The following is a 15,102-nucleotide window of genomic DNA, read 5'->3' as shown; positions in this document are numbered from 1 at the left end:
GAGAGCGCTAGTCGGCGCTCGTGACGGACTGCACGGAGCCGTCGCTGTGCAGGTTCACCAGCAGCACGGCGTCGGTGTCATCCAGGTCGAGGCAGTACTCCAGCACGGCGAACGGGTCGGAGCCGCCGAGCTCGTCGGCCAGGATCGTCATGCTCACGAGCTGCATCGACTGGATGACGTCGATGTGCACGTCGCCGGTCAGCTCCGTGAGGAAGTCGGTGATCTCCTCGCCGTGGCGCTCCTGCGCCTGCAGGATGTACTCGGTCACCTCGCTCGTGCGATCGTCGAGCTCGGAGACCATCGCGTTGCGCGCCTGCAGGTCGATGCCCTCCAGGGCGAGGATCATCGAGGCGGCGACGTCGAGGGCGTGGGCCGAGACGTCCTCCTGGTCGGGCGCGGTCAGATCCACGACGACGCGCTGGTCGCCGAAGTCCACCTCCGACGACCAGAAGATCGAGCCGTCCGGGCCCGTCTCCAACAGTCCGAAGTAGTCGTGCTCGATGGCCATGCCTCCATACAACCAGCCCCGGCCGCCGCGCGCGACCCCGAAGACTACTCCACGAGCGACGCCGCGAACACGTGCGGTGTGAAGCCCGTCAGGTCGCCGATGCCCTCGCCCTGGCCGAGCAGCTTCACCGGGATGCCGGTGCGCTCCTGCACCGCCAGCACGAAGCCGCCTTTGGCCGAGCCGTCGAGCTTCGTGAGCACGAGTCCCGTCACACCGGCGTGCTCGAGGAACGCCTCGGCCTGCATGACCCCGTTCTGCCCCGTCGTGGCGTCGAGCACGAGCAGCACCTCGCTGATCGGGGCCTGCTTCTCGATGACACGACGGATCTTGGTGAGCTCGTCCATGAGCCCGCCCTTGGTGTGCAGCCGCCCGGCCGTGTCGACGAGCACGATCTCGGTGCCGGTGCGCTTGGCGTAGTCGATCGTCTGGAAGGCGACGGAGGCCGGGTCCTGCCCCTCCTGCTGCGGACGCACGATCTGCGCTCCCCCGCGCTCGGCCCACGTCGCGAGCTGGTCGACCGCGGCGGCGCGGAACGTGTCGGCGGCGCCGACGACGACCGAGCGCCCGTAGCGCTGCAGGAACTTGGCGAACTTGCCGATCGTCGTCGTCTTGCCGACGCCGTTCACGCCCACGACGAGCACGACCGCGGGACGCTCGGTGAGCTTCAGGGTCGTGTCGAAGCGCGCGAAGCGCTCCTCGAGCGACTCCTTGAGCATCCGCTGCAGGTCACGCGGGTCCGTCGTGCGGTACCGCTCGACCTTCTCGCGCAGGTCGTCGACGATCTGCTCGGTGATGTCGGGGCCGAAGTCGGCGGTGATGAGCGCCGTCTCCAGATCGTCCCAGGTTGTCTCGTCGATCGTCGGCTTGACGAACATGCCGCGCAGCGCGCGCCCGAGTGACCACTTCTCCGCCATGCATCCACCCTAAGGCCGCCGCCGCTCCGCCATCCTGCCCCGCGATGGCGGCGGTCTCCTGCCGCGGCGCGAGAGATCTCCGCCGCGCGGGCAGGATCGTGGCGCCCTCACTCGGCGGCGCGCACGCGCTGGCCGACGACGGCCGACACGCCGTCCTGGCGCATCGACACGCCGTAGAGCGCGTCGGCGATCTCCATGGTGCGCTTCTGGTGCGTGATGACGATGAGCTGGCTCGACGAGCGGAGCTTCTCGAACACGCCGAGCAGGCGGCCGAGGTTGGCGTCGTCGAGGGCCGCCTCGACCTCGTCGAGGATGTAGAAGGGGCTCGGCCGCGCCGTGAAGATCGCGGTGAGGAAGGCGACCGCGGCGAGCGACCGCTCGCCGCCCGACAGCAGCGACAGCCGCTCGATCTTCTTGCCGACCGGCCGCACCGCGACCTCGATGCCGGTCGTGAGGGGGCTGTCGGGGTCGGTCAGCGAGATGCTGCCGGTGCCGCCGGGGAACAGGATCGGGAACACCTCGGTGAAGGCCGTGCGGGTGTCCTCGAAGGCGGCCAGGAAGATCGTCTGCATCCGCTCGTCGAGCTCGTCGATGATCGTGAGCAGGTCCTGCCGGGTGCGGGTCAGGTCGGCGAGCTGCTCCGTGAGGAACGCGTGCCGCTGCTCCAGCGCGGCGAACTCCTCCAGGGCGAGCGGGTTCACCCGGCCGAGCTGCACGAGCTTGCGCTCCGCCTCCTGCAGCCGCTTGCGCTGCCGCGCGCGGTCGAACGGCACGGGATCGGCGTCCTCGCCGTCGGCGGGGACGGGCTGGTCGGGTCCGTACTCGGCGACGAGGATCTCCTCGTCGAGGGCGAGCTCGGATGCCACGCGCTCCAGCAGGCTCGTCACGTGCAGCCGCTTCTCGTGCATCTGCAGCTCGAGGCCGTGCACGCTCTCGGTCAGCACCGCGAGGCGTTCCCGCACCGTCGACTCCCTGCCCCGCAGGTCGCGCAGCTGCGCCGACAGCTCGGTGCGGGCCCGCTCGGCGAGCTGCAGCGCCACGCGCGCCTGCGTCACCGACCGGTCGACCGAGTCGAGCAGGGCCGGCAGCTGGTCGGCGACCTCGGCGGCGATCTCACGCTGCTGACGGCGGATCACGGCCCGGCGCGCCGCCTCTTCGGCGGCCGCGCGCTCACGCTCGCGCTGCCGCTCCAGCTGCACGACGCGCGCCTGCCCCGCGCGCACGCGCTCGCGCAGCGTCTCGACGTCGAGGCGCGCGCGCATCTCGGCCTCGCGCGCCTCCTCGAGCGCGGCGAGCAGCTCGTCGCGCGCCGACGCGTCGAGGATGGGCCGCGGCGTGTCCTCGGCGCGCGCGAGCTCGGCGTCGGCCGCCCGCGCTGCGTTCTCCGCCTCGGCGACGGCGCTCTGCGCCTGCGCGACGCCGGCCTCCAGCCGCTCGCACTCGGCGACCGCCGACTCCAGGCGCACGGTCGCGCGATTGAGCTGCTCGGAGTGCGCGGCCAGGGCGGCGTCGTGCTCGCGCAGCGCCGCGAGCGACTCCCGCGTGCGCCGGCGCGCGTCATCCCACCGGCGCTGCGCCTCGGCCAGGGCATCCCGCAGCGCGTCGGCGACGACGACCAGCTCGTCGTGGCGGGCGCGGGCCGCGTCGCGCTCGGCCGCGAGCTCGAGACGCGACCGGTTCGCGCCGGATCCCGCGCGCACGGTCGCCGCCGTGACGACCTCGCCGTCCCGCGTGACGACCGTGAGCGGCCCCTCGGCGTCCGCGACGGCGGCGTGCGCGGCGTCGAGGTCGTCGGCGATCGCGACGCCGGCGAGCACGGTGAGGACGCCCGGGGGCGCGGTCACGACCTCGCCCGCCGGCGTCAGCCCGCCGGGCGGGCCCGCCGCGCCGCGCTCGACCGCGGCGACGACGATGTCGACGACGCCGAGGTCGGCGCCGCGGGCGTCGGCGGCCAGCACGCGCGCCGCCCCGACGTCGTCGACGAGCACGCCCTCGGCGAGCGATCCCAGCGCGGCGGCGATCGCCGTCTCGAAGCCCTTGCGCACCTTCACGGCGTCGCCGACGAGCCCGCGCACGCCCTCGCCGCCGCGTTCGATGAGCGCCGCCGCCGCGTTGCGCACGTCGAGCGCTCGGCCGAGCGCCGTGGTCTGGGCCGTGAGCGCGTCGATCTCGCGCTCCGCGACGTGCAGCCGCTCGCGCAACTCGCCCACCGCGGTCTCGGCCTCGGTCGCGTCGCGCTGGGCCTGCTCGTAGGCCGTCGCGTACTCGTCGGTGGACCCCTGCGGCGCCGCGCTCGTGTCGATGCCGGCGAGCGCCGCCTCGGCCTCCGCGCGGCGCTGACGTGCGGCATCCAGCGCGCGCTCCTGCCGCTCGACGGCCGCGCGCACCGCCTCCAGCCGCGAGGCCGCGGCCTTCGCGGACCCGCGCAGCGCCGTGAGCCGCATGTCGTGCTCCGAGACGAGGGCGCTCTGCGCGGCGATGTCGGCGTCGAGGGCGTCGAGCTCGGCCCGGGCCCGGGTCACGTCGCGCGACGCGGCCTCCGCGGCATCCTGCACCTCGCCGATGCCCGCTGCGACCTCGTCGTTCTCCGCGCGCGCCTCGTCGATCGCGGCCTGCGAGACCGTCGTCACGTCGAGCACGAGCCCGCCGTCGTCCTCGAGCAGCGCGAGGCGCTGACCCGCGAGCCCGTACAGTCCGCGCAGGCGCTCCTGCACCTGCTCGAGGGCGAACGCGGTCGCCCTCGCCGCATCGACGGCCTCCGACCGGCGCTGCCCCTCGAGCTCCGCGATGCGGCGCTTGAGCTGATCGGCCTCGTCCTGCAGCACGATGCGCTCGGCGTGACGCTCCTGCTCGTTGCGCGCGTGGTCGGCGAGCTGCGTGCGCAGCGCCACGAGCTCGTCCGCGTGCAGGCGCGCCTTCGCGTCGCGCACGACCGCGGCGATGGATGCCGCCTCGCGCGCGATCTCGGCCTGCTTGCCCAGCGGCTTGAGCTGACGGCGCACCTCGCCGGCGAGGTCGCTCAGGCGCGTGAGGTTCGCCTGCATCGCCTCGAGCTTGCGCAGCGTCTTCTCCTTGCGGCGCCGGTGCTTCAGGATGCCCGCGGCCTCCTCGATGAACCCGCGGCGGTCCTCGGGCGTCGCCTGCAGCACGTTGTCGAGCCGACCCTGGCCGACGATCACGTGCATCTCGCGGCCCAGGCCCGAGTCGCTCAGCAGCTCCTGCACGTCGAGCAGCCGGCAGGACTCGCCGTTGATCGCGTACTCGCTCGAGCCGTTGCGGAACAGCGTGCGGCTGATCGTCACCTCGCTGTACTCGATCGGCAGGGCGCCGTCGCCGTTGTCGATCGTGAGCTGCACCTCGGCGCGCCCGAGCGGGCCGCGCGTCGCGGTGCCGGCGAAGATGACGTCCTCCATCTTGCCGCCGCGCAGCGTCTTCGCGCCCTGCTCGCCCATGACCCATGCGAGCGCGTCGACGACGTTGGACTTGCCCGATCCGTTCGGTCCCACGATGCACGTGACGCCGGGCTCGAAGACGAACGACGTCGGCTGCGCGAACGATTTGAAGCCCTTGAGCGTGAGGCTCTTGAGATGCATACGGGGCGCCTCCGCGACTCGGAACTGTCGTCCACGGTAGCGGACGCCCCGCCGCGCGCCGCGCTGACGCGCCCTGATCGCGGCGCCCGCGCGACAGCGCCCCGTCGCCGGCCGTTCACTCCGCCGTCACCCCGGGTGAGTACGCAGGGAGGGCACCTGTCACCGACCCCGAGGACACCCATGCCTTCGCATCCCCGACGCCGCGCCGGCGCGATGACCGCCGCGACCGCCGTCGCGTGCGCGCTCGCGCTCGCTCCGGTGACCGCGGCATCCGCCGCGATCGTCGACGCCCCCATCGTCCACTCCGCCGCCGACGCGGCGCTGACCCTGACCCCGATCGGCAGCTTCGAGACGGGCGTGTTCGACGAGTCCGCCGCCGAGATCGTGCAGGCGCACGGCGACCGCCTCTTCGTCGTCAACGCACTGGCCGGCTCGGTCACGGTGCTCGACTACTCCGACCCGACCGCGATGACCGAGCTGTTCGCCATCTCCTCCGACGGCGTCGCGAACTCGGTCGCCGTGCGCGCCGACGGCCTCGGCGTCATCGCGTTCGAGGCGACGACGAAGACCGACCCGGGACACCTCGTGTTCTTCGACGCCGCCGCGGAGGACGCCGCGACGGCCGTGCTCGGCTCGGTGACGGTCGGCGCGCTCCCCGACATGGTGGCGATCTCGGCCGACGGGCGCTATGCGGTGGTCGCGAACGAGGGCGAGCCCGCCGACGACTTCCAGATCGACCCCGAAGGGTCGATCGGCGTCGTGACGCTGCCCTCGACGCTCGCGGCCCCCGCGCAGGCCGACGTGCGCATCGCCGACTTCCACGCCTTCGAGGGCGGCGCGCTGCCCGCCGGCGTGCGGGTCTTCGGCCCGCAGCCGCACGGCGCCGACCTGCCGGTCAGCCGCAACCTCGAGCCCGAGTACATCACGGTCGTGGGCGGCACCGCGTACGCGACGCTGCAGGAGGCGAACGCGATCGCGACGATCGACCTCGACACGGCGACGGTGACCTCGATCGCACCGCTCGGCACGAAGGACCACGGCGTCGCCGCGAACGCGCTCGACCCGAGCGACCGGGACGGCGTCTTCTCGCTGCGCACGTACGAGGGGCTGAAGGGGCTGTACATGCCCGACGCCATCGCGTCGTTCACGGGCGCCGACGGCGCGACCTACCTCGTGACGGCGAACGAGGGCGACGCCCGCGAGTGGGGCGACTACGTCGAGCCGTCGCGCGTCAAGGACCTCGCGGACAAGAACGGCCAGCCCAAGGACGGCTTCGGCCCCGTGTGCGCCGACAGCCCGCTGGCGGCGCACCTCGGCGACGACGGGCTCGGACGCCTCAACGTCACGAAGGAGTCGGGCTTCGACGAGGCCGCCGGCTGCTACCGCGAGCTGTACGCCTTCGGCGGCCGCTCCTTCTCGATCTGGACGACCGCGGGCGACCTCGTGTGGGACTCGGGATCCGCGTTCGAGGAGATCACCTTCGCGGCCGCGCCCGACTTCGTGAACTCCAACCACACGGCGTCGGGCTTCGAGAGCCGCAGCGACGACAAGGGCCCCGAGCCCGAGGCCGTCGCGATCGGCACGCTGAGCGGACGCACGTACGCCTTCATCGGCTTCGAGCGCGTGGGCGGGGTCGCCGTCTACGACGTGACCGAGGCATCCGCCCCGTCGTTCGTGACCTACGTCAACAACCGCGACTTCGCGCAGTCGGTCGAGGACGGCGGCGACCTCGCCGCCGCGGGCGACCTCGGTCCCGAGGGCCTGGCCTTCGTCGCGGCGAGCGACTCGCCCACGGGCACGCCGCTGCTCGCGGTCGGCAACGAGGTGTCAGGCACGACCACGGTGTTCGAGATCGACGACCTGCTCGCGCCGTCGACGATCGACCTGCAGGTGCTCACGATCAACGACTTCCACGGCCGCATCGAGGCGAACCACGAGAACGGCGAGGCGGGCGCGGCCGTGCTCGCGGGCGCCGTCGACGCGTTCCGCGCGGCGAACCCGAACACGCTGTTCGTCTCGGCGGGCGACAACATCGGCGCCTCGACGTTCACCTCGTTCATCGACGACGACAACCCCACGATCGACGCGCTCGTCGCGGCGGGCCTCGACGTGAGCGTCGTCGGCAACCACGAGTTCGACCAGGGCTTCGACGACCTCGTGGACCGGGTCATCCCCCGCTACGGCGACGACCGGTTCGCCCTGGGCGCCAACGTGTACGAGAAGGGCACGACGACGCCGGCCCTGCGCGAGTTCGCGGTCGAGGAGGTCGACGGCGTGCGCGTCGCCTTCATCGGCACGGTCACCGAGCAGACGGCCGCCATGGTCAGCCCCGCCGGCATCGCGGACATCGGCTTCGGCGACCAGCTGGAGGCGGCGAACCGCGTCGCCGAGCGGATCGAGCGCGACGGCCTCGCCGACGTGACCATCCTGCTCACGCACGAGGGCTCCGACTCCGACGACTGCGCCGTGATCGCGGACGAGGACACCCTCTACGGCGACCTGATCCGCGGCGCGGCCGACAGCATCGACGCGATCGTGTCGGCGCACACGCACCAGCGCTACTCGTGCGAGATCGCCGGCCGGCCGGTGATCCAGGCGCACCAGTACGGCACGACGCTCGGCAAGCTCGACATCTCGGTGGACGCCGCGACGAAGGACCTGCTCTCGATCGACGCCTCGCTCGTGCCGCTGGTCGTCGACAAGCAGCCCGCGTTCGGCGTCAACACGGTCGTCGAGCAGATCGTGGCCGCCGCCGTCGAGCTCGCCGAGCAGGAGGGCGCCGTGCAGGTCGGGCGCATCAGCGCCGACATCCTCCGCGGCGGAACGCCTCCCGGCGACGACCGCGGGGTGGAGTCCTCGCTCGGCAACCTCGTCGCCGACCTCTATCTGTGGGCCACGTCGAACGACGAGTACGTCGGGACGCCCGCCGTCATCGGCCTGATGAACCCGGGCGGCCTGCGCGCCGACCTGCTCTACGGCACCGACGGCACGATGACCTTCCGCGACGTGGCGAACGTGCAGCCGTTCGCGAACACGCTCGTGACCGTCTCGCTCACCGGCGCCCAGCTGAAGTCGGTGCTCGAGGAGCAGTGGCAGCCCGACGGCTCGTCGCGGCCCAAGCTGCACCTCGGCGTGTCGGAGGGCTTCGCCTACACCTACGACCCGGATGCCGCGCGCGGCGCGCGCATCGTGTCGATGACGCTGAACGGCGCGGCGATCGATCCCGCGTCGACGTACACGGTCGTGACGAACTCGTTCCTCGCCGACGGCGGTGACAACTTCGTCACGTTCGCGAGCGGCGCCGACCGCACCGACACGGGACAGGTCGACCTGCAGGCGACCGTCGCGTACTTCGCGGCGCACGACGTCGTGGACCCCGCTCCGCTCGGCCGCGCCAAGGTCGCGTCGGGCAACGGCGGGGGCGGGAACAATGGCGGTGGCGACGGCGGCAACAATGGCGGCGGGAACAACGGCGGCGGGAACGACGGCGGGAACAACAACGGCGGCGGCGGGAACGACGGCGGCAATGGCAACGGCGCTCCCGGTGGCGGCAACGGCGGCGGAAGCGGCCAGACCCCCGGTGGCGGCCAGCCCGGCACGGGCGGCACGCCCGGCGGGCAGCCGGGGGCGAACGGCGGCGGCTCCGGCACGCCCGGCGGCTCCACCGACGGCGTCGGCGGACAGGGCTCGCACGGCAGCGGCTCCAACGGCGGCGGCTCGGCCGACGCGGCCGACCGCCTCGCGGCCACCGGCGGCGAGGCGCCGTACGCGCTGAGCCTGACGTTCGGCGTGCTCCTGCTGATCGCCGGTGGCGTGCTGCTGGCGGTGCGCCGCCGGCACGCCGGCTGACGCTCGGCGACGACGTGACGGTGGGGCCGGATGCTCGGGCATCCGGCCCCACCGTGCGTGTCCCCTTCGGCATCCGCGATACCGTGCTGCCATGCCCGACAGCAGGCCCCGCGCCGAGATCCGCGAGTTCGACGCACGCGACACCGACGAGACCGTCGCCCTCTGGGAGGCCTGCGGGCTGACCCGCCCGTGGAACGACCCGCGCGCCGATATCGCGCGCAAGCTCGCCTCGCAGCCCGAGCTCTTCCTCGTCGCGGAGGACGCGTCCCGGATCGTCGGCAGCGTCATGGCCGGCTACGACGGGCATCGCGGCTGGATGTACTACCTCGCCACGGCCGTCAGCCATCGCGGCCAGGGCCTGGGTCGCGCGCTCGTGGCCGAGGTCGAGAGACGTCTCGAGGTGCGGGGCTGCCCCAAGGCCCAGCTGATGGTGCGATCCGACAACCGGCGCGCCACGGGCTTCTACGCCGCGCTCGGCTACGAGGCGAACGACGTGCTCGTGCTCGGCAAGCGGCTCATCGAGGACTGACTGCGCCGCGCGCGGGACTACGCCTGTTCTCCCCCGCCCAGCAGCACGAGCGTGGGCACGCGGCCCTTCTCGATGTGCGCGTAGGCCAGGCTCTCGGCGAGGCGCTCGTTGCCGGTCTCGATCGCGTGCAGCAAGTCGTCGTGCTCGTGCGACTGCGTGTGCGGGTCGCGGTCGGCGGTGAGGTAGAAGAGCCACGTCATCCTGCCGATGACGGGCCGCATGAGCGCCGTGAGCAGCTCGCTGCCGGCCATGCGCACGATCTCGTCGTGGACGTGCGCGTGCGCCTCGGCGACCGCGAGCCGGTCGCCCTGGGCGACGGCGTCGTGGGCGCGCTCGAGGACCGCGCGCAGCGGCTGCACGCTCCCCGCCTCGGCCGCACGGCGTGCCGCGAGGCGTGCGGCGAGCGTCTCGAGCCCGAGCCGCACGTCGAAGAACTCCTCGATCGTGCGGGCCGTCCACTCGGCGACCCGCGCGCTGCGGCGGTGGGCGGTGCGCAGGAACCCGTCGTTGTCGAGCTGGTGGATCGCCGTGCGCACGGGCACCCGCGAGACGTTCAGCTCGCTCGCGAGACGGCCCTCCTTGATCGCCGTGCCCTGCGGATAGTGACCCGTGATGATCGCGGTGCGCAGCTTCTGGTAGGCCTGCTGCGCCAGCGACTCGTCGGGGGTCTCCGCCCCGCCGCCCGCACCGGCCTCGACCATCGCCGTGCCCTCCCGCCTCTCCCGGCCCCGTCTCGGGGCCCTCGTCTCATCCCCGCAGCGCGATGGTCGTGCCCGCGCCGACGGCGCGTGCCCGGTCGAGCACGTGCACGACCGCGGCGAGGTCCTGCCCGCCGATGCCGACGGAGTTGAACACCGTCACCTGGCTCGCGCCGGTGCGTCCGCGTGCGTCCCCGGCCAGGATAGCGCCGAGCTCCACGAGCTCCTCGACGGCCACGCTTCCGGCGTCCACGGCGTTGCGCACGTTGCCCGAGTCGGCGAGGGCGACGGCCAGCGCGTCGACGGCGACGAGGTGCGCGCGCGCGAACACGGCCGGCGTCACCTCCGTGTAGGCGGGACGCGGCGGCGAGCCCACCGCGTTGACGTGCACGCCGTCGGCGAGCTGGCCGACGTCGAGAATGGGCCGGGCCGAGGGCGTGAGGGTGCACACGACGTCGGCGCCGTCGGTCAGCGCGTCGATGCGCGGCACCGCCCGGGCGGCGATGCCGGCGCCGTCGAGCGCCGCGATCGCCGTCCGCGCGCGGTCCTCGGATCGCGACCAGAGCCTCACGTCGTCGTACCGGTGGCCCGCCGTGAGCGCGCGCACGTGCTCGACGGCCAGCGGCCCCGCCCCCGCCACGGCGAGCGTCCTCGCATCCGGCCGGGCGAGCGCCCTCGTGGCCAGGAGCGTCATCGCCGCGGTCCGGAGCCGGGTCAGGGCCGCGCCGTCGACGATCGCCAGGCAGGCGCCCGTGTCGGCGTCGTAGAGCGACACCGTCGACCTCTGCGCCGGCAGCCCCCGTGTCCTGTTGGCAGGGGCGTCGGCGAGCACCTTGACGGCGAAGAGGCGGCGATCGGCGTCCATCGACATCATCGGCACGATCGCGGCCGCGTCGGGTGCGGACGAACGGGGATCGCGGAGCGCGTGCGGCGCGGGCTGCACGACATGGCCCCGGGCCATGCCGACGTGGACCCGCTCGAGCTCCGCCACCAGTCCGTCCCAGTCGACGAGCTGCTCGACGTCGGCAGATGTCAGCACGTGCATCCGATGGCCTCCTCAGTTTTGGTATACCGAACATAAGGTAGGCGGCATCCCGACCTCAAGTCGACGGCGTTCCCCGGTGCCGCATGAGCACGGGTAGTCGCGAGTCGAACACCGTTTCTCCCTGAAAAATCAACATCTGCGACGATCGCACGCGTCCGGAATGTTCGCTCGGCGAAACTGCGATGCCACACGCCTGAAACACGGGATGGCGATCCTGTATACCAAATACCGGAACGAGCGGATCGAGGACACATGGCAGGCTGGCTGCTGCGACGCGCCGCGCAAGCGCTCGCGACGATCTTCGTGGTCTGCACGATCGCGTTCCTGCTCGGCCGGCTCAGCGGCAGCCCCGCCGCCCTGCTGCTGAGCGAGAACGCCACACCCGAGCAGATCTCCGCGCTCGACGCGGAGCTGGGCTTCGACCGGCCGCTGTGGCTGCAGTACCTCGACTACCTCGCCGGCCTCGTCCGCGGCGACTTCGGGGACTCGTACCGACAGCGCGGCGTCTCGTCCATGGACCTCGTGCTGGAGCGTCTTCCCGCCTCCCTCCAGCTCGGCGCCGTCGGACTCGTCCTGGGGCTCGTCCTCGCGATCGGCGCGGCGCTCCTCATCCAGCTGCGCGCCAGCTCCGCGCTGCGCACGACCTTCCTCACCCTGGGCTCGGCGCGGCAGGCGATCCCCGACTTCTTCTTCGGCCTGCTCCTCGTGCTCGTGTTCTCGGTCGGGCTCGGCGTGCTGCCCTCGCTCGGCAACCGGGATCCGCTGGGCATCGTGCTGCCCGCCGCCACGGTGGCGACCGCGCAGTTCGTCGTCTACATGCGGCTGCTCGACAACGCGCTGGGCGAGCAGTTCCGCCTCGACTACGCGCGCACCACGCTCGCGCGCGGCGAGAGCAGGTTCCGGGTCGTCGTGTTCGAGCTGCTGCCCAACGCCGCGCTTCCCGTGCTCACGATCGCGGGCATCAGCCTCGGCACCTTCCTCGGCGGCCTCGTCATCGTCGAGAACGTCTTCGCGTGGCCAGGCATGGGCCAGCTCATGCTCAGCGCCGTCTACGCCCGTGACTTCCCCGTCGTGCAATCCGGTCTCATCGTCGTCGCGCTCCTGTTCATCCTCTCGAACGCCCTCGTCGACGTGCTGACCGCCGCCCTCGATCCCCGTGTGAGGCTCCGATGACACCCGAGACTCCGATGAGCCGTGACGCCGTCACGCGCACGGACGCTCCCCTGAGCACGGACACGACGCCGCCCGCCGTGGCGGCCCCCGACACGGCCGCGCGCTTTCGCCTCCCCCGGCTCTCCGCGCTGGAGTGGACGGGCGTCGGCATCCTCGCCGTCGTCGTCGCCTTCATCCTGATCCTGCCGCTCACGCCCGGCTACGACCCGCTCGGGCAGGATCTGTCCCGCACGTTCGTCCCGCCGTTCACCGACCCGGCCCATCCCCTCGGCACCGACGTGCTCGGACGCGACACGATGAGCAGGCTCGCGCAGGGCGGCCAGGTCTCCCTCGGCATCGTGCTGCTCGTCGTGATCGTCAACGCGATCATCGGCATGACGATCGGGATGATCGCGGGCTACGCGGGCGGGCGGCTCGACAGCCTCCTCATGTCGTGGGCCGACGTGCAGCTCGCCATGCCGGTCATCCTCATCCTGATCGCGCTCTCGGCGACCTTCGGGCCGAGCAGCGCGCTCATGGTGATCACCCTCGCGGCGACCTACTGGGTCGGCTACGCGCGGGTCGCGCGCAGCACCGCCCTGACCCTGCGCGAACGCGACTTCGTCACCTCGGCGCGCATCCAGGGCGGCACGCCCCAGTGGATCGTCTCGACGCACATCGCCCCGCACGTCGGCGTGCAGACGCTCATCCTCGCGTCGTCCGACATCGGCGGCATCCTGCTGCTGACGTCGTCGTTCGACTACCTCGGCCTCGGCGTGCAGCCCCCCACGCCCTCGTGGGGCCTGCTCATCTCGGAGGGGCAGAAGTTCATCCGCGACGCCCCGTACCTCTCGATCATGCCCGGCGTGGCGATCTTCCTCGTCGTCATCGCGACGAACCTCGTCAGCCAGCGCTTCACCGCCGAGCGCGACCTGTCCACGCTGCGACGCCGACGCGTGTCGCGCTGGAGGAAGGATGCCTCATGACCGCCGAGCTTCTCCGCGTCGACGACCTCGTTGTGACCACGCGCACCGAGGAGGGCCGCGACGTGCGCCTGGTCGACAATGTGTCGTTCACGGTGCACGACGGCGAGGTGCTCTGCCTCGTCGGCGAGTCGGGGTCGGGCAAGAGCCTGACGATGGCCGCCGTGCTGGGGCTGCTCCCCGCGGGCGTCGAGGTGAGCGGGGGCAGCGTGACCTACCGCGGGCGCGACCTGCTCGCCATGACCGAGCGCGAGCTGCGGTCGCTGCGCGGCAACGAGCTGTCGATGGTCTTCCAGGACCCGATGACGGCGCTCAACCCCGTCAAGCGCGTGGGCGCCCAGCTCGCCCGGGCCGTGCGGCTGCACGCTCGGGGGATGACACGGGCGCAGGTGCGCGCTCGCGTGATCGAGCTGCTCGAGGCCGTGGGCGTGCGGGACGCCGCCGCGCGGGCGCGCACGTACCCGCACCAATGGTCGGGCGGCATGCGCCAGCGCGCCGTCATCGCCGCGGCGATCGCGCACGATCCGCGCCTGCTGGTCGCCGACGAGCCGACCACGGCGCTCGACGTCACGATCCAGGCGCAGATCATGGATCTGCTCGCCGACGCCCGTCAGCGCACGGGCGCGGCGATGGTGCTCATCACCCACGACCTCGGCCTCGTCGCGCAGACCGCCGACACGATCTGCATCATGTACTCCGGCAGGATCGTCGAGCAGGGCAGCGTCTGGGACGTCTTCGACCGGCCCCGGCATCCCTACACGGCGGGCCTGCTCGGAAGCCTGCTGTCCAGCGCGCACGCGGGCGGCCGCGCCTACTCGATCCCCGGCGCGCCCCCGGCGCCCGCGCGCCGGCCCGCGGGCTGCGCCTTCGCGCCGCGCTGCGAGCTCGCCGCGAAGTCGGCCGTGTGCGAGACGACGCCGCCCGCGTTCCGGCTGGTCGGGGCGGGGCACCGGTCGGCCTGCCATCACGCCGACGACGTGCGCGCCTTCGCCGAGGAGGTGACCGCATGACCGAGCGGGAGGCGGTGCTGGAGATCGAGGACCTGCACGTGCACTTCTCGCGCCGGCGAGAGGTGACCAAGGCCGTCGACGGCGTCTCGCTCACGCTGCATCGCGGCGAGACGCTCGGCCTCGTCGGAGAGTCGGGATGCGGCAAGTCGAGCCTCGTGAAGACGATCTTCGGCATCAACACGCCGACCTCCGGCACGATCCGGGTCTTCGGCGAGGATCTCGCCACGCTCCCCGCGCGGCGGCGGCGCCAGCTGCAGAACCGCGTGCAGCTCGTGTTCCAGGATCCGTACTCGTCCCTCGATCCGCGCCTCAGCGCGCACGACATCGTCGCCGAGCCGCTCGTCATCCACCACCGGTACTCCAAGGACCGCGTCGTCGAGCTGCTCGACAGCGTCGGCATCGGCGCCGACGCCCTGCGCAAGACGCCCGCGCAGTTCTCCGGCGGCCAGCGTCAGCGGCTCGGCATCGCGCGCGCCCTCGCGCTGCAGCCCGACGTGCTCGTGCTCGACGAGCCCGTGTCGGCGCTCGACGTCTCGGTGCAGGCGCAGGTGGTCAACCTGCTGCTCGACCTGCAGGCGAGCCGCGGACTGTCCTACCTGTTCATCGCGCACGATCTCTCCGTCGTGCGCTACCTCTCCGACCGCGTCGCCGTCATGCGCCAGGGCCGCATCGTCGAGACCGGCGCGAGCGACGAGGTCTTCGAGCGCCCCCGCGACCCGTACACGCGCATGCTGCTCGACGCGATCCCGATCCCCGACCCGCACGCCCGCCCACGACCGAGCCCGTCCCGCACCACCACCACCTGACCCCACACCCCGATC

General features: G+C 72.6%; 11 protein-coding genes. 6 read left to right on the top strand and 5 right to left on the bottom strand.

Annotation, left to right across the window (positions count from 1 at the left end):
- Nucleotides 1-7: 7 nt before the first annotated feature.
- The 3 genes from AOA12_RS09440 to smc all read right to left on the bottom strand — a co-directional run bounded on the left by AOA12_RS09440 (nt 8) and on the right by smc (nt 5,015).
- Nucleotides 8-508, bottom strand: a complete 501-nt coding sequence (locus tag AOA12_RS09440; protein ID WP_054682331.1) for a DUF2004 domain-containing protein — start codon at nt 506-508, stop codon at nt 8-10.
- A 44-nt stretch (nt 509-552) separates the two neighbouring features.
- Nucleotides 553-1,422, bottom strand: coding sequence for a signal recognition particle-docking protein FtsY (gene ftsY, locus AOA12_RS09435; protein WP_054682330.1), 870 nt, complete (start codon nt 1,420-1,422; stop codon nt 553-555).
- A 107-nt stretch (nt 1,423-1,529) separates the two neighbouring features.
- Complete coding sequence (gene smc / locus AOA12_RS09430; protein WP_054682329.1) at nt 1,530-5,015, bottom strand: chromosome segregation protein SMC; 3,486 nt, start codon at nt 5,013-5,015, stop codon at nt 1,530-1,532.
- Nucleotides 5,016-5,195: 180 nt separating this feature from the next.
- Here smc and AOA12_RS22575 point away from each other — a divergent pair, with 180 nt between their 5' ends.
- Together AOA12_RS22575 and AOA12_RS09420 are read left to right on the top strand one after the other, a co-directional pair.
- Complete coding sequence (locus tag AOA12_RS22575) at nt 5,196-8,864, top strand: choice-of-anchor I family protein (RefSeq protein ID WP_082406122.1); 3,669 nt, start codon at nt 5,196-5,198, stop codon at nt 8,862-8,864.
- 91 nt (nt 8,865-8,955) lie between these two features.
- Nucleotides 8,956-9,393, top strand: coding sequence for a GNAT family acetyltransferase (locus AOA12_RS09420; protein WP_054682328.1), 438 nt, complete (start codon nt 8,956-8,958; stop codon nt 9,391-9,393).
- Nucleotides 9,394-9,410: 17 nt separating this feature from the next.
- Here the strand turns inward: AOA12_RS09420 and AOA12_RS09415 are convergent, their stop codons facing one another.
- Together AOA12_RS09415 and AOA12_RS09410 are read right to left on the bottom strand one after the other, a co-directional pair.
- Nucleotides 9,411-10,094, bottom strand: a complete 684-nt coding sequence (locus AOA12_RS09415; protein ID WP_054682327.1) for a GntR family transcriptional regulator — start codon at nt 10,092-10,094, stop codon at nt 9,411-9,413.
- 46 nt (nt 10,095-10,140) lie between these two features.
- Entirely contained in the window at nt 10,141-11,136 is a 996-nt protein-coding gene (locus AOA12_RS09410) for an ornithine cyclodeaminase family protein (protein WP_054682326.1), read from the bottom strand.
- 252 nt (nt 11,137-11,388) lie between these two features.
- Between AOA12_RS09410 and AOA12_RS09405 the strand changes: the two genes are divergently transcribed.
- The 4 genes from AOA12_RS09405 to AOA12_RS23570 are packed head-to-tail and all read left to right on the top strand — an operon-like array spanning nt 11,389 to nt 15,087.
- Nucleotides 11,389-12,309 carry an ABC transporter permease gene (locus AOA12_RS09405; protein ID WP_054682325.1) on the top strand — a complete coding sequence of 307 codons (921 nt, stop codon included), beginning with the start codon at nt 11,389-11,391 and terminating at the stop codon, nt 12,307-12,309.
- Nucleotides 12,306-13,274, top strand: coding sequence for an ABC transporter permease (locus AOA12_RS09400; RefSeq protein WP_082406121.1), 969 nt, complete (start codon nt 12,306-12,308; stop codon nt 13,272-13,274). Before AOA12_RS09405 ends, AOA12_RS09400 begins: the two co-directional genes overlap by 4 nt.
- On the top strand, nt 13,271-14,281 hold the full coding sequence (locus AOA12_RS23575; protein ID WP_054682311.1) for an ABC transporter ATP-binding protein: 1,011 nt from the start codon (nt 13,271-13,273) through the stop codon (nt 14,279-14,281). The genes AOA12_RS09400 and AOA12_RS23575 overlap by 4 nt, the downstream gene beginning before the upstream one ends.
- On the top strand, nt 14,278-15,087 hold the full coding sequence (locus AOA12_RS23570; RefSeq protein WP_054682309.1) for an ATP-binding cassette domain-containing protein: 810 nt from the start codon (nt 14,278-14,280) through the stop codon (nt 15,085-15,087). Before AOA12_RS23575 ends, AOA12_RS23570 begins: the two co-directional genes overlap by 4 nt.
- The last annotated feature ends 15 nt before the right edge of the window (nt 15,088-15,102 follow it).

The organism is Microbacterium sp. No. 7 (assembly GCF_001314225.1).
GTDB lineage: Bacteria > Actinomycetota > Actinomycetes > Actinomycetales > Microbacteriaceae > Microbacterium.
This window is presented reverse-complemented; position numbering and strand designations above follow the sequence as displayed.